The sequence below is a fragment of the Paenibacillus amylolyticus genome (assembly GCF_047302515.1).
GTDB classification, from domain to species: domain Bacteria; phylum Bacillota; class Bacilli; order Paenibacillales; family Paenibacillaceae; genus Paenibacillus; species Paenibacillus amylolyticus_G.
This window is the reverse complement of the sequence record NZ_CP168019.1, coordinates 4,279,393-4,298,188: the sequence shown is the minus strand read 5'-3', so window position 1 is coordinate 4,298,188 and position 18,796 is coordinate 4,279,393. Positions and strand designations below refer to the sequence as shown.

General features: G+C 47.3%; 19 protein-coding genes. 15 read left to right on the top strand and 4 right to left on the bottom strand.

The window, feature by feature from the left end:
• Nucleotides 1-19: 19 nt before the first annotated feature.
• Nucleotides 20-913, top strand: coding sequence for a formyltetrahydrofolate deformylase (purU, locus tag ACDJ59_RS18770; RefSeq protein WP_413404867.1), 894 nt, complete (start codon nt 20-22; stop codon nt 911-913).
• Nucleotides 914-987: 74 nt separating this feature from the next.
• Here purU and ACDJ59_RS18765 read toward each other — a convergent pair whose 3' ends face one another.
• Nucleotides 988-1,464, bottom strand: a complete 477-nt coding sequence (locus ACDJ59_RS18765) for a hypothetical protein (protein ID WP_413404865.1) — start codon at nt 1,462-1,464, stop codon at nt 988-990.
• 397 nt (nt 1,465-1,861) lie between these two features.
• Between ACDJ59_RS18765 and tkt the strand changes: the two genes are divergently transcribed.
• From tkt to ACDJ59_RS18740, 5 genes are all read left to right on the top strand, one after another.
• Nucleotides 1,862-3,904, top strand: a complete 2,043-nt coding sequence (gene tkt, locus ACDJ59_RS18760; RefSeq protein ID WP_413404863.1) for a transketolase — start codon at nt 1,862-1,864, stop codon at nt 3,902-3,904.
• 298 nt (nt 3,905-4,202) lie between these two features.
• Nucleotides 4,203-4,520, top strand: coding sequence for a pyrimidine/purine nucleoside phosphorylase (locus ACDJ59_RS18755; protein WP_017689983.1), 318 nt, complete (start codon nt 4,203-4,205; stop codon nt 4,518-4,520).
• Between the two features lie 236 nt (nt 4,521-4,756).
• Entirely contained in the window at nt 4,757-6,112 is a 1,356-nt protein-coding gene (locus tag ACDJ59_RS18750; protein WP_017689982.1) for a glucose-6-phosphate isomerase, read from the top strand.
• 176 nt (nt 6,113-6,288) lie between these two features.
• Nucleotides 6,289-6,921 (top strand): YigZ family protein, encoded by a 633-nt coding sequence (locus ACDJ59_RS18745; RefSeq protein ID WP_413404860.1) that lies wholly within the window; start codon nt 6,289-6,291, stop codon nt 6,919-6,921.
• 5 nt (nt 6,922-6,926) lie between these two features.
• Nucleotides 6,927-7,529, top strand: coding sequence for a TetR/AcrR family transcriptional regulator (locus tag ACDJ59_RS18740; protein WP_036669101.1), 603 nt, complete (start codon nt 6,927-6,929; stop codon nt 7,527-7,529).
• 189 nt (nt 7,530-7,718) lie between these two features.
• On the opposite strand, the gene ACDJ59_RS18735 is transcribed toward ACDJ59_RS18740, so the two are convergent.
• Nucleotides 7,719-8,120 (bottom strand): secondary thiamine-phosphate synthase enzyme YjbQ, encoded by a 402-nt coding sequence (locus ACDJ59_RS18735; RefSeq protein WP_076327247.1) that lies wholly within the window; start codon nt 8,118-8,120, stop codon nt 7,719-7,721.
• Nucleotides 8,121-8,465: 345 nt separating this feature from the next.
• Here ACDJ59_RS18735 and cysT point away from each other — a divergent pair, with 345 nt between their 5' ends.
• From cysT to clpP, 8 genes are all read left to right on the top strand, one after another.
• Nucleotides 8,466-9,281 (top strand): sulfate ABC transporter permease subunit CysT, encoded by an 816-nt coding sequence (cysT, locus tag ACDJ59_RS18730; RefSeq protein ID WP_017689978.1) that lies wholly within the window; start codon nt 8,466-8,468, stop codon nt 9,279-9,281.
• Nucleotides 9,278-10,075, top strand: a complete 798-nt coding sequence (locus tag ACDJ59_RS18725; protein ID WP_017689977.1) for a sulfate ABC transporter permease subunit — start codon at nt 9,278-9,280, stop codon at nt 10,073-10,075. The genes cysT and ACDJ59_RS18725 overlap by 4 nt, the downstream gene beginning before the upstream one ends.
• A 1-nt stretch (nt 10,076) precedes the next feature.
• Nucleotides 10,077-11,141, top strand: a complete 1,065-nt coding sequence (locus ACDJ59_RS18720; protein ID WP_169480091.1) for a sulfate/molybdate ABC transporter ATP-binding protein — start codon at nt 10,077-10,079, stop codon at nt 11,139-11,141.
• A 25-nt stretch (nt 11,142-11,166) separates the two neighbouring features.
• Nucleotides 11,167-12,231: a sulfate ABC transporter substrate-binding protein gene (locus ACDJ59_RS18715; RefSeq protein ID WP_413404857.1), complete on the top strand. Its 1,065-nt coding sequence runs from the start codon at nt 11,167-11,169 to the stop codon at nt 12,229-12,231.
• A 157-nt stretch (nt 12,232-12,388) separates the two neighbouring features.
• Entirely contained in the window at nt 12,389-12,835 is a 447-nt protein-coding gene (locus tag ACDJ59_RS18710) for a hypothetical protein (RefSeq protein WP_413404855.1), read from the top strand.
• 285 nt (nt 12,836-13,120) lie between these two features.
• On the top strand, nt 13,121-13,927 hold the full coding sequence (locus ACDJ59_RS18705; protein WP_413404853.1) for an MBL fold metallo-hydrolase: 807 nt from the start codon (nt 13,121-13,123) through the stop codon (nt 13,925-13,927).
• A gap of 118 nt (nt 13,928-14,045) precedes the next feature.
• Complete coding sequence (locus tag ACDJ59_RS18700; protein ID WP_413404851.1) at nt 14,046-14,918, top strand: RNA polymerase sigma factor; 873 nt, start codon at nt 14,046-14,048, stop codon at nt 14,916-14,918.
• An 18-nt stretch (nt 14,919-14,936) separates the two neighbouring features.
• Nucleotides 14,937-15,518: an ATP-dependent Clp endopeptidase proteolytic subunit ClpP gene (gene clpP, locus ACDJ59_RS18695; protein WP_237176493.1), complete on the top strand. Its 582-nt coding sequence runs from the start codon at nt 14,937-14,939 to the stop codon at nt 15,516-15,518.
• Nucleotides 15,519-15,574: 56 nt separating this feature from the next.
• Here the strand turns inward: clpP and ACDJ59_RS18690 are convergent, their stop codons facing one another.
• On the bottom strand, nt 15,575-16,996 hold the full coding sequence (locus tag ACDJ59_RS18690) for a PLP-dependent aminotransferase family protein (RefSeq protein WP_413404849.1): 1,422 nt from the start codon (nt 16,994-16,996) through the stop codon (nt 15,575-15,577).
• Between the two features lie 120 nt (nt 16,997-17,116).
• Here ACDJ59_RS18690 and ACDJ59_RS18685 point away from each other — a divergent pair, with 120 nt between their 5' ends.
• Nucleotides 17,117-18,055 carry a DMT family transporter gene (locus ACDJ59_RS18685; protein WP_413404847.1) on the top strand — a complete coding sequence of 313 codons (939 nt, stop codon included), beginning with the start codon at nt 17,117-17,119 and terminating at the stop codon, nt 18,053-18,055.
• 64 nt (nt 18,056-18,119) lie between these two features.
• On the opposite strand, the gene ACDJ59_RS18680 is transcribed toward ACDJ59_RS18685, so the two are convergent.
• Complete coding sequence (locus ACDJ59_RS18680; RefSeq protein ID WP_413404845.1) at nt 18,120-18,689, bottom strand: TetR/AcrR family transcriptional regulator; 570 nt, start codon at nt 18,687-18,689, stop codon at nt 18,120-18,122.
• Nucleotides 18,690-18,796: the final 107 nt, after the last annotated feature.

Genomic DNA, 18,796 nt, shown 5'->3' with positions numbered 1-18,796 from the left:
AAGGAGGAAGAATAACCCGATGGAGATCCACGCTAAACAAGTACGCCCTGATTCTAAAAACCGCGCCGATCGTGCGCGCATGCTTATTTCCTGTCCGGATGGTCCAGGAATTGTAGCTGCCGTTTCTCACTTCCTGCACCAGCATGGTGCAAACATTGTTCAGTCGGACCAGTATACAATGGACCCTGCTGGCGGCATGTTCTTTATGCGAATTGAGTTTGATCTTTCGCAATTGTTGGTCAATTTGCCGAAACTGGAAGCTGATTTTGCAGAAGTAGCAAGCCGTTTCCAGATGGAATGGACGTTATCTGCGGTTAGCCGCAAGAAGAAACTGGCTATCTTTGTATCCAAAGAAGATCACTGTCTGGTTGAATTGTTGTGGCAATGGCAGGCAGGCGACCTGGATGCCGATATTGCGCTTGTGGTCAGTAACCATCTGGACATGAAGGACTATGTAGAATCATTTGGCATTCCATATCATCATATCCCAGTTACAGCAGATACGAAGAAAGAAGCGGAACAGCGCCAACTGGACGTCATCGGCAACGATGTGGATGTGATCATTCTGGCTCGTTACATGCAAATCATCTCTCCCATGTTCATTGAGCATTACCGCAATCGAATCATTAATATTCACCATTCGTTCCTGCCAGCCTTTGTTGGTGGTAAACCGTATGCGCAGGCGTACAACCGTGGTGTTAAAATCATCGGTGCGACAGCGCACTATGTTACGGAAGAACTGGATGGCGGTCCGATTATTGAACAGGACGTGCAGCGTGTAAGCCACGGGGACGATGTAACTGAGCTGAAGCGTATTGGACGTACCATTGAGCGTGTTGTGCTCGCACGTGCCGTGAAATGGCATGTCGAAGACCGTGTTCTTGTTCACGAAAATAAAACCGTTGTATTTTAAGCTCACGCTTTAATACTGTGCAAGGTTGATTCGGAACCACGTAAGAGACTAATAAAAAGGCGACCCCAATTCGTTTACGAAGCGGGAGTCGCTTTTTTTGTATATACATACTTTCCGCACAAGCCAAGCACAATACCGAATAGCAGATGTCCTACAATCCAGTAGAGGATGGCGGACACATCGTACAGGTCTGGCACACGTGATGACAATTGAGAGAGTGGGATAAAGAGCAGGGACGAGACTGCACCAAGTGGAATTCCTTTGATCATAGGGCGGCCTGAATGACGTACCCACAGTAGATAGAAGATGCCGATGACAACGGACACGATGAGATGCAGAGAAAATTCAATGATTTCGGGTAAGGTTGGCGGAAGACCAGGCACAAAATCAATATTCAGCAGCAGGGTATATACTTGTTCACCTGTGTAGGCCTGAATCAATTTAAGGAAAAATCCCAGTACAACTCCCGAGAGAATTCCCGTTAAAATACCGGATATCCAGGGTAATGAGTGTTTTACCGATGTTGATGGGTGAGCAGCAGGATCTGGCATGATCGCGACCTCCTATATACTTTCGAATCCATATTCAGGAACATTATATGTGAATTGAGGATGAATATCTAAAAAATGCATGGTTTTCAGGTTAAAGGTTATACTTCATGCGATGGATTTGTGAGGCTCCTTAAGTCTGCTTTTGGAATTTTGTACCTTGTACAGTACGATTTTTGCTTGATAGGCCAAGGATTATTCATCACAAACAACCGATTTTTCATGAACTTCTATAAGAAGGTTATGGAAAAGCTTCACGCCAAGTGATACAATACAAAAGTGAATAAGTCAAAATGAAACACTCAAGCGGATTCACTTATTGTGAAATTCGGTTTGCTTGTATGATGAGAGGGATTCGCTTGCGTACCCGACTTATCTAAAGACATGAGGAGGACAAACCATGACTGACAAGAACGAAGCGATTCAAAAGGAAGAGAACACTACAATCGACAACCTGTCGATTACTACCGTACGTACTTTGGCGATTGATGCAATTGAGAAGGCAAATTCCGGACATCCGGGTATGCCTATGGGCTCCGCTCCAATGGGGTACCAACTTTTTGCAAAAACGATGACTCATAACCCGGACCACCCAACTTGGGTTAACCGGGACCGTTTTGTCCTGTCTGCAGGACATGGCTCCATGTTGTTGTACAGCTTGCTGCACCTGAGCGGATATGATCTTCCAATGGAAGAACTGAAACAGTTCCGTCAATGGGGAAGCAAAACTCCGGGTCACCCGGAATTCGGACATACTGCAGGTGTTGATGCAACAACCGGCCCACTGGGTCAAGGTATTGCAATGGCTGTAGGTATGGCGATGGCTGAAGCTCAACTGGGCGCAACATACAATAAAGACAAATTCAACGTAGTTGACCACTACACTTACGCAATCTGTGGTGATGGCGACTTGATGGAAGGCGTATCTCATGAATCAGCTTCCCTGGCTGGACGTTTGCACCTGGGCAAACTGATCATGTTGTTCGACTCCAATGACATCACGTTGGATGGTAAATTGGATCTGTCTTCTTCCGAGAGCATCGCGAAGCGTTTTGAAGCTTATGGCTGGCAAGTGCTGCGCGTTGAAGATGGTAACGATCTGCCTGCAATCGAAAAGGCAATTCAGGAAGGTCAAGCAGATACACTGCGTCCTACACTGATCGAAGTTAAAACGGTTATCGGTTATGGTAGCCCGAACAAACAAGGTAAAGGCGGCCACGGCGGTACTCACGGATCTCCACTGGGTGCAGACGAAGCCAAATTGACGAAAGAGTATTACAAATGGGTTTACGAAGAAAACTTCCACGTACCAGCTGAAGTTCGCGATCACTTTGCACAAGTGAAAGATCGTGGTATCTCTGCTAACAAAGCTTGGGACGAGAAATTTGCCGAGTACAAAAAAGCTTTCCCTGAGCTGGCAGCTCAATTCGAAACAGCGATTAATGGCGACCTTCCAGAAGGTTGGGACCGTGATCTTCCTAAATATGCAGCAACAGACAAAGCGCTTTCCACTCGTGTAGCATCCGGTAACGCTCTGAACGGTCTGGCGCACAACGTGCCACAACTGACAGGTGGATCTGCTGACTTGGAAAGCTCCACAATGACTCACTTGAACAACCTGGAGAACTTCACACCTGAAGATTACTCCGGCCGTAACATCTACTTCGGTATCCGTGAATTCGGTATGGCTGGAGCAATGAACGGTATGGCACTGCACAGCGGTGTGAAAGTATTCGGAGGTACGTTCTTCGTATTTACCGATTACCTGCGTCCGGCTGTTCGTCTGGCTGCCCTGATGGGATTGCCTGTAACGTATGTTCTGACTCACGACAGTATCGCTGTTGGTGAAGACGGTCCTACGCACGAACCGATCGAGCAATTGGCATCCCTGCGTATCATTCCGAACCTGACGGTTATTCGTCCGGCTGACGGTAATGAAACTTCGGCTGCTTGGGCTTACACGCTTGAGAACAAGAGCAACCCGGTTGCACTCGTACTCACTCGTCAAAACCTGCCGATCCTGGAAGGTACCGTTGAAGGTTCACGTGAGAACGTGAAACGTGGTGCTTATGTTGTCTCCGATGCAAAAGATGGCAAAGCGGTAGCACAAATCATCGCTACAGGTTCTGAAGTGCAATTGGCTGTTAAAGCTCAAGCAGCACTTGCAGAACAAGGCATCCAAGTTCGCGTAATCAGCATGCCAAGCTGGGATCTGTTCGAGAAACAAGACAAAGCTTACAAAGAGTCCGTTCTTCTTCCGGATGTTAAAGCTCGTCTTGCAATTGAAATGGCTTATCCAATGGGCTGGGAGAAATATGTTGGAGATCAAGGTGACATTCTCGGAATCAGCACATTTGGTGCTTCCGCGCCTGGCGACCGTGTTATCCAAGAATATGGCTTTACAGTGGAAAACGTGGTTAGCCGCGTAAAAGCATTGCTGTAATAGAGGTTGTTCAAAAAGTCTGCTTTTGATTACGAAGGATGCCTCACGGCCTCATCAGCGTCGAATATGGGATTCAGCCGAAATACTCCATTTCTAGCTTCATCCCATCTTCTCGGCACTGAAAACCTGACTTTTTGAACACGCACTTATAGCTTCATAAGCGCTGCTATGGTTGGGAGGGCGTCATGCTGTCCTGATCCATGGCAGTAAGTTATTTCCGCAGAGACGGGCGGTGATTCGTTATCGCCCTGATCTGTTTTGCCTTTTGTTTTAATTAACTTCAGGGGAGCGGGTACGCATGTCACAATTCGATCAAGTCAGTGTAGTGAAAGAGGCCAACATTTATTATGATGGTCAGGTAACCAGCAGAACGGTTATTTTGGGGGATGGCAGCAAAGTGACTCTGGGCATCATGCTTCCAGGCAGTTATGAGTTCGGTACGGATTCCCGTGAAATTATGGAGATTCTGTCCGGAGATCTGAAAGTATTGCTTCCCGGAGAAGAAGAGTGGCAAGAGATTCAAGGTCAAGCTACGTTCCACGTGCCTGCCGAATCCAAATTTAAACTGGAGATACGCAGCGTTACTGACTACGTCTGCTCGTACCCGGCGGAATAACATAAGAAGGGTAAGCAGAACCGCAACCCGCGGATTCGGTTTACCCTTTTTGCTTCTTGAATTCTAACGACAAAGTTCGAGCTGCAAGCTTGTCAGCCCCGTGGATTTGAAGTATCCTTAAGGCAAGTTGTTTAGAATGGAATACGGACATAATATAAGAGGTTATTCAAAAAGTCCGCTTTTGATTACAAAGTTTGAACACGCACTATAACCGAAATCAGGAGGTTTTTGAGATCATGGCAAAAAAAGTGACATTTGACTATAGCACGGCATTGCAATTTGTAAATCAGCACGAAGTGGATTATTTCGCAGAACCGATTCGTCTGGCTCACGAGCAGCTTCACAACGGAACAGGAACAGGCTCCGATTATCTGGGCTGGATTGACCTGCCAACGGCTTATGACAAAGAAGAGTTCGCTCGCATTCAAAAAGCGGCTGCCAAAATTCAAAGCGACTCCGAAGTACTGATCGTTATCGGTATCGGTGGATCATACCTGGGTGCACGTGCAGCGATTGAAATGCTGACTCACTCGTTCTATAACAATCTGCCAAAAGACAAACGCAAAACGCCTGAAATCTATTTTGCAGGAAACAATATCAGTTCCACATATGTAACTCACTTGCTGGATCTGGTTGAAGGTAAAGATTTCTCCGTCAACGTTATCTCCAAATCCGGTACAACAACAGAGCCGGCAATTGCTTTCCGTATCTTCCGTGCAGCACTGGAAGAGAAATATGGTAAAGAAGAAGCTCGCAAACGCATCTATGCTACAACAGACAAAGCACGTGGTGCATTGAAAGAACTGGCAAATGCAGAAGGATACGAATCTTTCATTATCCCGGATGATGTAGGTGGACGTTACTCCGTTCTGACAGCTGTAGGTTTGCTGCCAATCGCAGCAGCGGGTATCAGCATCGAAGAAATGATGCAAGGTGCGGCTGATGCATCCAAAGAATACAGCAACCCGAATGTAGCTGAGAATGAAGCATATCAATATGCTGCAGTTCGTAACGCATTGTATCGTAAAGGCAAAGGAACTGAGATTCTTGTAAACTATGAGCCATCCCTGCACTTCGTGTCCGAGTGGTGGAAACAACTGTTTGGAGAGAGTGAAGGTAAAGACTACAAAGGGATCTATCCTGCATCCGTTGATTTCTCTACAGACTTGCACTCCATGGGTCAATTCATTCAGGAAGGTAGCCGGAATATCTTCGAAACTGTTATCCAGGTTACTGAAGTTGCTGAGCATATCTCAATCAAATCCGATCCGGACGATCTGGATGGTTTGAACTTCCTTGAAGGAAAAACTATGGACTTTGTTAACAAAAAAGCGTTCCAAGGAACACTGCTTGCACATACGGATGGTCAAGTACCAAACCTGATTGTGAACATTCCAGATATGACTCCATATTCTTTCGGATATCTGGTATACTTCTTTGAAAAAGCATGCGGTATCAGTGGCTACCTGCTGGGCGTCAATCCATTTGACCAACCAGGCGTGGAAGCTTACAAGAAAAATATGTTCGCATTGCTGGGCAAACCAGGCTTTGAAGAAGAGAAAGCAGCGCTCGAAGCGAGACTTTCCGAATAATTCATTAGTTTGCTCATATAGTTGAATAAGGTAATGTAAATCTAACCGGGAATCACTGTTCGTGTAAGATGCAGGGTTCCCGGATGTAGATAACTAGGGCAGTTCGTCCGCGTTCGCGCGGTGAACTGCTTTCTTGTAAAATGGACTCAGGAAAAGATCAGAAAGTTGGATTTAGGATGATTGAACGTTATCGCACGGTTCGAGGACCGGGCAATCTGGAAATTGTAATCAAGAAGTCGCGATTTATCGGTCATATTATGCCGGTCACGACAGAGGAAGAGGCTGTTGCCTTCATCGATGAGATCAAGAAAAAACATTGGAATGCAACTCATAACTGCTCTGCATACATGATTGGGGAGCGGGACGAGATCCAGAAGCAATCCGATGACGGTGAACCCAGCGGAACAGCAGGGAAACCCATTCTTGAAGTGATCAAAAATCAGAAATTGAAAAATGTGGCAATTGTGGTTACGCGATACTTCGGGGGAATCATGCTTGGAGCTGGCGGGTTAATTCGTGCTTATACGGATGGAGCTGTAGTAGCCATTGAAGCCGGAGAAGCCATTACCAACGTGCTGCATCGTGAAGTGTTTGTTGAACTGGATTATACGTGGCTGGGTAAAGTGGAAAATGAGTTAAGAAGCCGGGAAGTCCGTACAGGTGAAACTGGATTCACCGATAAGGTTACGTTGACTTGTCTTCCGCCGGATAGTGAAACCGAGGCTTTTATAGCCTGGATCACGGATTTGACGCAAGGGCAATCCCGGATCACGGAGGGACAGCGGCTTTATTTTATTGAAGGGGAATAAAATATATGGCTAGAAGAGCAGTCGAACAGGAGTTGTCGAGGGAGCGGATACTGGAGGCGGCGAGGCATCTTTTTATTACCAAAGGATACCGCGCCATTTCGATGCGAAGCATCGGCCAGCATCTGGGCTATAGTCATGGGTCGCTGTATTATCACTTTAAGGAAAAGGCAGAGCTGTTCTATGCCATCGTGGTTGAAGATTTTAATCATCTGGGGCATTTGCTGCTGCAAGCCATGGTCAGGCCGGTTCGTGATGATGTGAGCAAGGTAGAGCACATTATGATGGAGTTTATTCGCTTTGGTCTGGAGAACCCTTACCAATACGAAATTATGTTTATGATCAGGGACGAAGAACTGTTGTCTTATTGTCGTACCGAACAGGGACGTTGCTTCGAATTATTTGCATCGATTATAAGGCAGTATATGAATGAAGCGAACTGTACGGAAGAGGATATTCAAAGGGTACCGCGTACGCTATTTTTGGCTATGCACGGATTCATTTCTTATTACATTCAGGACCGTTTAACGTTTGTGGAGATTGAATCGTCTGCGCTGTCTCATGTCAAAGTGCTGTGCCGCAATCTGGGTCAGCAGCCTGGCGACCAATAATGGCGCTGTTGTTGCACCCCTACACTTCAGGGCGGTGATTTGTCATAACTTTAATTCTTTATAACGTTGTCTCGCGAAAGTTAGTATACGCAGCAGACCAAGTCAGGCGGCTCCGACCCGGAATGAGGGTGGACCGCCTGTTTGTGTTTGCAAAAATGAACGAGTGGGTGGCAGGCCTATTGGACCAAACTAACCTTCCATGATTTTGAGAAAATACTCCCGCTCACGTGGTCCATCGAATTCGCAAAAGTAAATGCCTTGCCAGCGGCCAAGCAGCAGCCTGCCTTCGTGAATAATCACCGTCTGTGATGGCCCTGTTGTGATCGATTTGAGGTGAGAGGCTGTATTACCTTCGGCATGTCGATACTCGGGATGCTCCCAAGGGTACACTTCGTCTAGGCGCAGTAATACATCATGTTTCACATCCGGGTCTGCATTTTCGTTGATGGCAATCCCCGCCGTCGTATGAGGACAGTAGATGAGCACCGTCCCATTCTGTACGCCGCTACTCTGGACAACCTGCTTTACATCCCATGTGATATCCTTCATTTCGTCTCGTGTGGAAGTGGATATATTCTTCGTATATAACATGTTAGATCACTCCTTATGATTTCATTTCATACCCTCGATTGTACCTTAACCACTACATACCAAACAAACCACATATAACGCTGATTATTGGAAATGCATGATAACGGAGAGGACAGAAATAACCTGAAGTGATTTTATCAATTGATCTCAGATATGGCCCAATTATATTCAATAAAAGCATTGACGATTAGCACTGCAAACTGGTAAAGTATCAGAAAAGCAAAACCAAGTAGACTAATGGGAATAATATTAAAGTAATATCATCCAACTTAGGAAAAATGTCGTATTAAAGCCAGGAAGACTGCCGACCGGAGCTAAAGCCGGAGGCTGGGAGGGAACGCAGCAATGAATACCGTTCTTCGTCATAAGGGATGGACTTGGGGATTCCGCAGTACCGTATTGTTATATTTTATCGTACTTATTGTACTTCCAATCATCGGTGTGTACGTCAATTCCTTCTCTGAAGGATGGAGCAACTTTGTTCAGAGCATTATGGACCCCATCGCGTGGAAAGCCGTACTGTTGACCATTCGGCTGGCCGTCATTGCCACGCTGATTAATGTGGTTTTGGGCACGATGATCGCCTGGGTGTTGACAAGATATCGCTTTGTGGGCCGATCGTTTCTTAACAGTCTGGTTGATCTCCCGTTTGCACTGCCAACAGCGGTGGGCGGCTTGATGATTATGCTGCTTTTGGGTCCGGTTAGTGCCATCGGGAAACTGGCAGAATCCATGGGATTTGAGATTGTATTTCACCAGCCCGCAATTGTTATCGCGATGACCTTTGTCACGTTTCCGTTTGTTATCCGTGCAGTGCAGCCTTTGCTGGAAGAAATTGATCCTTCGGAGGAAGAAGCCTCGTACACGATGGGGGCATCCAAGGCTCGCACGTTCATGCAGGTTATTCTGCCGTCCATGGCACCTGGCATGATCAGTGGGGGGATGTTGGCTTTCTCCAGAGGACTGGCTGAATTCGGAGCTGTCGTGCTGGTGGCTGGTAACATTCCGGGCAGAACACTGACCGCTTCCGTATTTATCTACGGGGAGATTGAAAGTGATAATCCAACGGGAGCCGCTGCGGTATCCGTGTTGCTCCTGACGCTCTCCTTCCTGATCCTCTGGCTGATCAATCTGGTGCAGATGCGGGGGAGAAGACGATGAGACGACTCTTAATTGGACTGACGTTTGCGGTATTTATTGTACTGCTGATCATCCCGCTTGGACGCATTTTTATTGGTGCATTTGAAGACGGGGCAGGTGGATTCCTGAAAGGGCTGATGCGCCCGGAGGCGTTACATGCCTTGATGATGACCGGACTGGTGGTTCTGGTGGTCACCCTGTTAAATACATTGTTTGGCATCATGATGGCTCTGTATCTGGTTCGTGCCGGATGGCTGAGTGAACGGATAAAAGGGCTGCTAAACAGCATTGTAGACCTGCCTTATGCTGTATCTCCTGTCATTGGCGGTTTGATGATTGTGTTGATGTTGGGACCTAACAGCATTATGGGTGCTTTTTTTGAAGGGATTGGATTCAATGTGGTCTATGCCTTCCCGGGTATGGTGATCGCAACGTTATTTGTTACCTTTCCACTGATGGTCAGAGAGGTTATGCCTGTCCTGCAGGAACTCGGTTCCCAGCAAGAGGAGGCCGCATCTACACTTGGCGCATACGGCTGGAGAACGTTCTGGAGTGTGACATGGCCTTCGATCCGCTGGGCGGTAGTGTATGGTCTAGTCTTGACGGTTGCGCGCTCGCTTGGGGAATTCGGTGCAGTGCTGGTGGTATCCGGTAATATTATGAACAAAACGCAGACCGCAACAACCCTGGTGTACCAGGATGTTGAGAATTTTAATGTAGCTGCCGCAAATGGTGTGGCATTGGTGCTGGTCACCTTCTCCGTCGGGCTGCTGCTCATGATGGAATGGGCCAAGAAGCGAAAGGAAGTGCATTGATATGCATGTAGAAGTCCGTGATTTGAACAAACATTTCGGTGATTTTCATGCGGTAAAAGATGTCTCATTCGATATTGCCAAAGGCCATCTGATCGGTCTGCTTGGACCCAGCGGAGGTGGGAAAACGTCCATTCTGCGGATGCTGGCGGGTCTGGAGAATCCGGGTTCCGGTGAGATTCGCTTTCACGGAAAAGTCGTGAACCATCTGCCTCCACAGGAGCGGGGCATCGGATTTGTATTCCAGAACTATGCCTTGTTCAAACATATGACGGTATTTGAAAATATTGCTTTTGGACTCAAGGTCAAGAAGACGCCAAAAGCCCAGATCCGTGATCGGGTGATGGAACTTGTTGAACTGACCGGGTTAAAAGGTTTCGAACAGCGCTATCCACATCAGTTATCTGGTGGGCAGCGTCAGCGTGTTGCTTTTGCCAGAGCACTCGCCCCGGAGCCACAGCTGTTATTGCTGGACGAACCGTTCGCGGCTATTGATGCCAAGATCCGTCAGGAACTGCGTTCATGGTTGCGGGAGCTAATCGAGCGGGTAGGAATCACTTCGATATTTGTAACGCATGACCAGGATGAAGCGATTGAAGTGGCGGACGAAATTATGATTATCAGTCAAGGTCGTCTGGAACAGAAGGGCACACCTTGGGATATCTACAAAAACCCCCAGACACCGTTTGTCGCTACATTTATCGGGGAATCTACGGTTGTGGAGGATGCCTCCCAGTTGAAAGGGTTCGAACATGCGGTTGAGGGTGAAGGTACACGAGCGCTGATCCGACCGGAGTACATTGAGATCGGTTTGAAAAACGAGTTCACCATGCTGTCTGCTACGGAAAAAGGTACAGTCAAACATCTTCATTTCCGCGGCAGTGAATGGATGGTAGAGGTGGAAGTACAGGGTCACAAGTTAATCACCTATCGTTCCCTGGAGAAAACGACCTTGGAAATTGGTCAACAAATCCGCGTCCTTGTACACCGTGCATACCTGTTCAATGACTCCAACAGTTGGGTGGTTGAGAACCGACTGAAGGAAGATCCGATGCCGGTGATGATTTAGATCAAGTGGAAGAAAGGGGCTGCCCATGCAGACGAGGAAGAAGAAAGCCATACTCTTATATGTTGCCCTCATGCTTCTGCTCGTCTGCATGACCGCTGGATGCAGCAAGCAGGAGGAGTCAAGCGAACAGAACGAGTCCTCTAGTAACGATTCATCCAATACGCTGGTGATTGGTGCTTATAGTGTAGCGAAAGACGCTGTAGGCGAGTTGCTACCCAAGTTCCAAGAGGAGTGGAAGGCAAAAACCGGACAGACAATTAACTTCCAGGAATCCTACGAAGCTTCGGGTACACAGGCAAGAGCCATCGTTGGTGGATTCGAGGCTGATGTGGCCTTGCTCGCGATGGAGAGTGATATCGAGAAGCTGGTCAAAGCCGATCTGGTTAGCTCCGATTGGAAACAGACCCCTAATGAGGGCATGATCACCCGTTCAATTGTTGTTCTGGGCACAAGAGCGGGCAACCCGCTCGGTATTCGTGATTTTCAGGACTTAACCAAGCCAGGAGTGAAGGTACTCTACCCTAATCCAAAGACATCCGGGGGCGCACAATGGGATATTAATGCCATTTACGGTGCTGGATTGAAACTGTCGGAGGAACAAGAGGGAAAGAAAGATCCTGCCGCAGCCAAGGCTTTTCTCGAACAGGTACATCGTAACGTTGAATCATTGGACAAGAGTGGGCGTTCTTCGATGGCGGCATTCGAATATGGTGTGGGTGATGTAATCGTCACGTATGAAAATGAATTGCTTGCCCGGATCGCCAAAGGTGTAGATTATGACATCGTCATTCCGAAAAATACGATCCTGATTGAGAACCCGGCAGTTGTGGTGAATAAATATGCTGACAAACATGGGAATCGTGAACTGGCGGAAGCCTTTGTTGCCTATCTGCGTACACCAGAAGCACAGCGCATTTTTGCCAAGCATGGTTTTCGTTCAGTAGATCCGGATGTATTTGCACAGACGGAGTCGACATTCCCAACGCCAGAAGGACTATTTGATATCAATTATCTGGGTGGATGGGACGAGGTACGCAGTACGTTGTACTCCAAACGCGGCGTGTGGTACCAGGTGCTTGCTGGATTATGATTATTGCTGATGTAATCGAATAGGTAACCGAACATGTGGATACTAAACCTTCATTTCAATAGAAGTAGAGATGGAGGTTTTTTACTGCCAAAAGGTTATAATAGAGGTATACTGAATCATGATTGTTACATAGTACTAGCAGGAAGGTGTGAATTGGATGAGTGCAGAGATCAAATTATCCCAAAGTACAGCAATTCGACTGGAGCAGGCCCGTGGTAAGGGGATGCCTGAGGAAGAAATATTAAAAGCCATTCAAGCCAAAGACATTTCCGCTTTTGACGCCGTGTCTGAAGAGGAATACCGATATAACGAATTTTTCTCGTATGCGGATGAGCATGGTGAAAATCTGGAGGTAGCAGTGAAAGACGGCTACCGGATTACCTTTAACACGCGTGGTGGACTCGGAATCTGGTTGGAGAAGGCCTTTAAGGTGCAGCCAGAGAGAGACTTCACTGTGGGTGAAGGAATCGTTACCGGATTACAGTTGAAACCGGAGCAGGCAGAGGTGCTGGCGAAGCGGCTTGCATCGAACTGGGTCATTACAGAATCTAAGGATGTACCTGCGGGTCAGGAACTGACATTGAAGCTGCGAGCACTGGTATAATTCCAGCGTTGGGTTAATGTGACTCGATTCTGTCGGTCGTAGCCTGTGCAAAAGATATGGCCTGCTCTTCATGTTGGCGACCCGCTTATAAAGTTGCCGCATGCTGACGAAGCGTACGCTCCCGAATGGAGCGAAGCATGGAATTAAAGTCTGACGGTGAACGGTCAGACCACAGACTGTCCCGAATTGCAGTGGAGAACTGCAGCGGGATGGTCTTTTTTTTTTTTGCAAAAACGGAGGTGGACGATTACAATCTACATATCATTAATTCAGGGGGAATGCGGATTGGATCAGCTAACATTTCTGGGCACAGGCGATGCGATGGGCGTTCCACGTGTGTATTGTGATTGCGACGTATGTACAGAGGCGAGGCTTACGGGAGAGAATAAACGGAAACGCTCTTCTGTTCTGATTGACGGTGGTGGGGATGGTGAGGGTGAACAGTTCATGATTGACTGCGGACCAGACTGGAGATCACAGATGGAGGATCAGGGATTGCGTATGGTGCATACGCTGCTCATCACTCATGCCCATTTTGACCATATTGGAGGATTGCCAGAATGGGCGGATGCGTGCCGCTGGTTAGAGGTAAAGGGGCGTTTGTATGCACCACGCGAAGTGATTGCTACCATTCAGGGACAGTTTCCTTGGTTGGGTCGTCATATGGACTTTCTGGAAACGGATGATGGTATTGAACTAGGCGGCTGGAAGGTACATTCCTGGAAAGTCTGCCATGGACATAACGGGTATTCGTACGCCTATCGATTGGATCAGGGTGGGTATAGCTGGGCGTATTGTTCAGACGCCATTGACCTGAAGCCATCCGAAAAAGAGCCGTTGCACGGATTGGATCTACTGGTGCTTGGAACAAGCTTTGTGCATGAACTTGCGGAATTCTCAACACGTTCCGTGTACGATATGCGTGAGGCGCAGGAACTGCTGCGGGAACTGAAGCCAGGTCATACTTATCTTACACATATGTCTCATGACGTCGATGTACAGCAGAATTATAATCTGGATCAACGTATTACGATTGCCCTTACCGGGATGAAGGTGCCGCTTGGAACATTAAAGCTGGAAACGAATGCGTAACCCAACTTAACTAGCGTAATAAAAATAAATTCAGAAGAGCGTATCCTTTACAAGGGGTTCTTCGTTTACATAGTGTAAGTCAAAATCAATCAGGAACCAGCAAAGGGGGGCCCCCAAGATGGCCTTTGTGAAGTCCGTGGATTGCAGAATCAACAGACCACATGATGATGGTAAACAAGAAAAATTCGATTTTGAATTCAATGGCAACGACAGAAAAAATCAATTGAACCCAAGCATCCATACCGTACTACCCGATCTGATGGGTTCGTTGTATGCGTATTGTTTATCTCTGACGAAATCAGTTCCAGACACGGAGGATCTGGTTCAGGAGACCTGTCTCAAAGTGTTGTCGTCGAGTGTAGTTGGAACTTATGGGATGAATAAAGATATAAACTGGGAAGCTTATATGATTCGTATTGCACGCAACAGTTGGATTGATATCCTACGTCAGCGGGAGAGATTAGCATATAAATTGGATAGCTTGAAGCCGCTCCTGCACGAGATGGAGGAGGAAAGGCAATTCGAGGAATTGGAGTCTGCCGTACAACTTCTTGTAAATACGCTACCACCGTGGCAGCGAGTGATATATGTATTACGTGAATTAATGGGTTATAGGGCGGCAGAGACTGCGGAAATGCTGGATACGACAGAAGGTGCTGTGAAAGCAGCGTTAAGTCGTGCACGCTCTGCCATAGCTGAAGTGAGGCACAGGTTGGAACAATCGGACGCTGAATTGCAGTATGAGGAAGGCGCAGTGGAGGACAATCGGGAGGAACTGCGCAGCTATCTGCTGGCATTTCGTAATGGGGATACAGCCCGAATCATTGATCTGTGCCTGAATCGGACTGATGATCCGATGGCTGTGGCGGGCACGATTTTGCAGCAGACTTTGCCGTCTCCATCTACGCAGCCAATGATGTACGGGTACTCCACTTCTGGCATGAACTCGATGTCGTATGGAGGAGGATACACGGTCAACATGGTTGCCTAAATCGAGGAGGCGACACATATGAATGTAGTGCCGTATGTAGTGGAACAGACAGCTCGCGGAGAGCGGAGTTATGATATTTATTCACGTTTGCTCAAAGACCGGATCATTATGGTGTCCGGAGAGATTGAGGATCAGATGGCAAATGCCATTGTGGCCCAGTTATTGTTTTTAACTGCAGAGGACCCGGAGAAGGACATCCAGATGTACATCAACAGCCCTGGTGGGTCGGTGACCGCAGGATTTTCGATCTATGACACGATGCAATTTGTGAAGCCGGATATCTCCACGATCTGTACAGGGATGGCGGCAAGCTTTGGTACGATATTGCTGGTAGGTGGAACAAAAGGTAAACGTATGGCGCTGCCCAACAGTGAGATCATGATCCATCAGCCACATGGCGGTACGCGAGGGCAGGCATCCGATATGCTGATTCATGCTAACCGCATCATTCAACACCGTCAACGTCTTAACAAGCTGTTAGCCGACCATACAGGACAGACGATTGAGCGGATCGAGAAGGACTCGGATCGAGACTATTTCCTGACCGCTGCGGAAGCAGTCGAATATGGATTGGTGGATAAGGTCATATCCAGCTCATAATAGTAGCCCGGAAGGTCATGTGACCTTCCGGGCTTTTTTCGATTTATAACCAAACGTTACATTTCTTTAGCCAGCGTAATAAGCCTGCTCATACCTTCCCGAATCTGCTGCTCATGTGCATAAGAGAAGGACAGGCGCAGCTTGCGACTGGCTGAATGATCCGAAGAATCAAATACGGTTCCGGGTACAAAGGCAACGGATTGTTCCATGCATCGGTGAAGCAGTCTCCCTGTATCCACGCCCTCAGGAAGCTCTACCCAAAAGTTGAGTCCGCCCTCCGGCCGGGTCCACGTCCAGTCCGTTTCCAGCAGAGATTGTTCCATCACTTCCATCCGTAGCTGGATGGCGGTCCGCAGCTTGGACAGATGCTGATGCATACGTTCTGACTGAAAATAACGGAGAAAAAGCTTCTGGTTCAGAAGGGGCGATCCGTTATCTGTCAGTGATTTTACAGCCTGTAGTCCTGGCATGAAACGCTGACGGCATATTATGGCTGCAATCCGTAGCCCGGGTGCAACATACTTGCTGTAACTGCGGATGTACAGGGTGTGTCCAGTGGTGTCGTAGGTGAAAATGGGTGCAGGAGGTTTCTCCTTAAAATAGATATCATAGGTGCTATCGTCTTCGAGTAAAAAACATCCATACTGTTCTGCAAGTTCGGGTAACTGCTTGCGCTGTTCTACTGGAACGTTAACGCCGGTTGGATTATGAAAAGTTGGCGTCGTGTAGAATAAGCGTGGTTTCTCCGATTTCATCAGATGCTCAATCTGCTCCAGATCATAACCATCCGAGTGAATATCCGTAAAGATCAGACGAGCACCTTGTTTGCGGAAAATCTCCATTGCCGGTCCATACGTAGGCCGTTCCATCAACACCCGATCCCCGGGTTTGACCAGCGTCCGCGAGATGACGTCGATCGCTTGCTGAGCACCTGAGGTAATTAGCACCTCGTCTGCGGAGAGATAGAAGCGTTCTTTTTTGGTTAGATGGCTTGCCAGCGCACTTCGCAATTCCAGATCTCCTTGAATTGTGGAATACGTTCCGAGCAAACGGGGATATTGATCCAGCAGATCACGCATTAGTTCACCCCAATAACGGTTGGGCAGCAGAGAGGGATCGATTAACGATTTGGAAAATTGGTATTCTGCTTCGAGGGACTGTACCCGTGCAAGTGAATCCCAATGCAGCCAGGCAGACACGGCGGGATCATCCGCCTGATCCGTTACTGAGAATGGAGTCGCTGGGCTGACATAATAGCCAGACTTATCCTTCACATAAACATTCCCACGTTCTTTTAACTCCTGATAGGCTTTGAATACGGTCAGACGATGTACGCCGAGTAGCTCGGACAGGCTTCGTACAGATGGCAGTTTTTCATGTTCTGCCCACTCTCCCGCTTCTATACGTACAACGAGATAATGGATTACTTGCTCATATAATTTCAGGCTGTTATCTGTCATCATCATGGTTCTGCCCACCCGGCTCACACTCCTTTTGAACTCTATTGTAACAGCTAATGGGAGAAAACTGTTCTGTTTTGTTCATTCTGTTCTGTAGACCATGAGATATGATGGAGAACAGATAAAGGAGTGGTTATCATGGTGGGGATTGCATTTACGGTTATGTGTCTTATTTTCGGTACAACATTTCTGGCTATTAAAATTGGAGTAGAGGCAGGCATGCCGCCTTTTCTGTCAGCCGGATTGCGATTTGTAATCGCGGGAGCGCTGATGTTTGCATGGATGAGGATGAAGGGCAAAGTGAGCTGGTCGCTCCTGTTCCGCAAGGAGATGTTGTTAACGGGAGCTGGGCTGACCTTCGGCACCTTTGCCACATTATATTGGGCTGAACAGCATGTGAGCTCGGGTGTGGGTGCCATTCTGTCAGCGACAGGGCCGCTTATGATTATGTTGATGCAGACGGCGCTGTTACGGCAAAAAACATCTGCCCGTATGATTACAGGCTGCCTGATCGGGTTCACCGGTGTGGTTCTGGTTGTGTTGCCAGGTGTATCGCTTGGTGCAGGTTCCCTGTTCATGTGGGGTTGTATCGCGGTACTGGTAGGGGAAGTCTGTTATTCAGCAGGTGCATTGTACTCCAAAAAGGTTATTCATCAGTTCAAGGAGGCTAGTCCTGTAGCGATCAATGCGGTGCAGATGATGTATGGGGGACTGCTGTTATCCCTGCTCTCGGTCGGAACAGAATCGTGGAATATGTCTGCTTTGGACTGGGTGCCTGCCGTCTCGTCGGTGATCTATCTGACTGTCATTGGCTCCATGGTGGGGCATAGTCTGTTCTATTGGATTATGTCGCGTACCAACCCGTTGTTTCCAGCAACATGGTTATATATTTCACCACCCATTGCCGTAGGGCTTGGTGCTGTTGTCTACGGTGAGCATGTCAGCTGGGTTACATGGATCGGTGTGGTGCTGGTCGTTTCAGGTCTGCTGGCGATGAATGAGAAGGTGAGCGGCTGGTTGAAGAAAAGAAGTCGTGCGAGGATGACAGTGCAGGCTTCCGAATCTGTTTTAAAATAGGTAAAGTTTGAAAGTATGCAGCTCAATCTCAAAATCAGCCATTGATTTTAGGTTGAGCTGTTTGTTATTCCGACATGATATTCTCGTTAACCAGTAGGTAGTAATATTCATCCATCTGTTCTGCCGTAACATTTTCTTCGAAATGTTGTATCCACCACATCACAAGTAAACGAATCACCCCCGAGTGAAACTCGGCTACAAGTTCTATGGGAAGTGAAAATTGTTTACCTCTTCTCTTCAATTCCAGAAAATCTCGTCTGAATAACTCTCCAATATAGTGTATGAAAAAGTTGTTAAACCCCTCATCATTCTGTTGGTTCTGCACGATGGTTTCCAGTACATTTCCGAACAGGATTTTAGATACGCTTTGCAAAGGCTGCTGTAATCGATTTTCTACATTCATGTGTAAATAATCCCGAAGGACCCATGTTAGCGTGGAGGACAGTAAAGCAAATTTATCTTTGAAATGTTTGTAAAACGTTGTTCGGTGAACCATAGCTTTGTCACATATTTCATTAATTGTGATGTTGCTGAATAACTGACCTTTCTCACATAACAGATCGAGAAGCGCCATCGTTAACAATTTATGAGTTCGGGTAACTCTCAAATCCACCTTTTTATCAATCATTTTCATCTACATCATTTCCTTATTGTAGTTTAGCTATATAGTATCAACACATTGATTCTTACATGATACGAGATTCCAAGTGTATATTGGTATTATAAGTAATTTTTTGATAG

Coding starts and splice junctions, on each gene's coding strand:
- ACDJ59_RS18710 (WP_413404855.1), top strand. CDS start 12,389: ATGAGTGCAGAGATCAAATTATCCCAAAGTACAGCAATTCGACTGGAG.
- ACDJ59_RS18720 (WP_169480091.1), top strand. CDS start 10,077: ATGCATGTAGAAGTCCGTGATTTGAACAAACATTTCGGTGATTTTCAT.
- purU (WP_413404867.1), top strand. CDS start 20: ATGGAGATCCACGCTAAACAAGTACGCCCTGATTCTAAAAACCGCGCC.
- ACDJ59_RS18700 (WP_413404851.1), top strand. CDS start 14,046: ATGGCCTTTGTGAAGTCCGTGGATTGCAGAATCAACAGACCACATGAT.
- ACDJ59_RS18715 (WP_413404857.1), top strand. CDS start 11,167: ATGCAGACGAGGAAGAAGAAAGCCATACTCTTATATGTTGCCCTCATG.
- ACDJ59_RS18740 (WP_036669101.1), top strand. CDS start 6,927: ATGGCTAGAAGAGCAGTCGAACAGGAGTTGTCGAGGGAGCGGATACTG.
- ACDJ59_RS18745 (WP_413404860.1), top strand. CDS start 6,289: ATGATTGAACGTTATCGCACGGTTCGAGGACCGGGCAATCTGGAAATT.
- ACDJ59_RS18685 (WP_413404847.1), top strand. CDS start 17,117: ATGGTGGGGATTGCATTTACGGTTATGTGTCTTATTTTCGGTACAACA.
- ACDJ59_RS18755 (WP_017689983.1), top strand. CDS start 4,203: ATGTCACAATTCGATCAAGTCAGTGTAGTGAAAGAGGCCAACATTTAT.
- clpP (WP_237176493.1), top strand. CDS start 14,937: ATGAATGTAGTGCCGTATGTAGTGGAACAGACAGCTCGCGGAGAGCGG.
- cysT (WP_017689978.1), top strand. CDS start 8,466: ATGAATACCGTTCTTCGTCATAAGGGATGGACTTGGGGATTCCGCAGT.
- ACDJ59_RS18680 (WP_413404845.1), bottom strand. CDS start 18,689: ATGAAAATGATTGATAAAAAGGTGGATTTGAGAGTTACCCGAACTCAT.
- ACDJ59_RS18725 (WP_017689977.1), top strand. CDS start 9,278: ATGAGACGACTCTTAATTGGACTGACGTTTGCGGTATTTATTGTACTG.
- ACDJ59_RS18735 (WP_076327247.1), bottom strand. CDS start 8,120: ATGTTATATACGAAGAATATATCCACTTCCACACGAGACGAAATGAAG.
- ACDJ59_RS18765 (WP_413404865.1), bottom strand. CDS start 1,464: ATGCCAGATCCTGCTGCTCACCCATCAACATCGGTAAAACACTCATTA.
- ACDJ59_RS18750 (WP_017689982.1), top strand. CDS start 4,757: ATGGCAAAAAAAGTGACATTTGACTATAGCACGGCATTGCAATTTGTA.
- tkt (WP_413404863.1), top strand. CDS start 1,862: ATGACTGACAAGAACGAAGCGATTCAAAAGGAAGAGAACACTACAATC.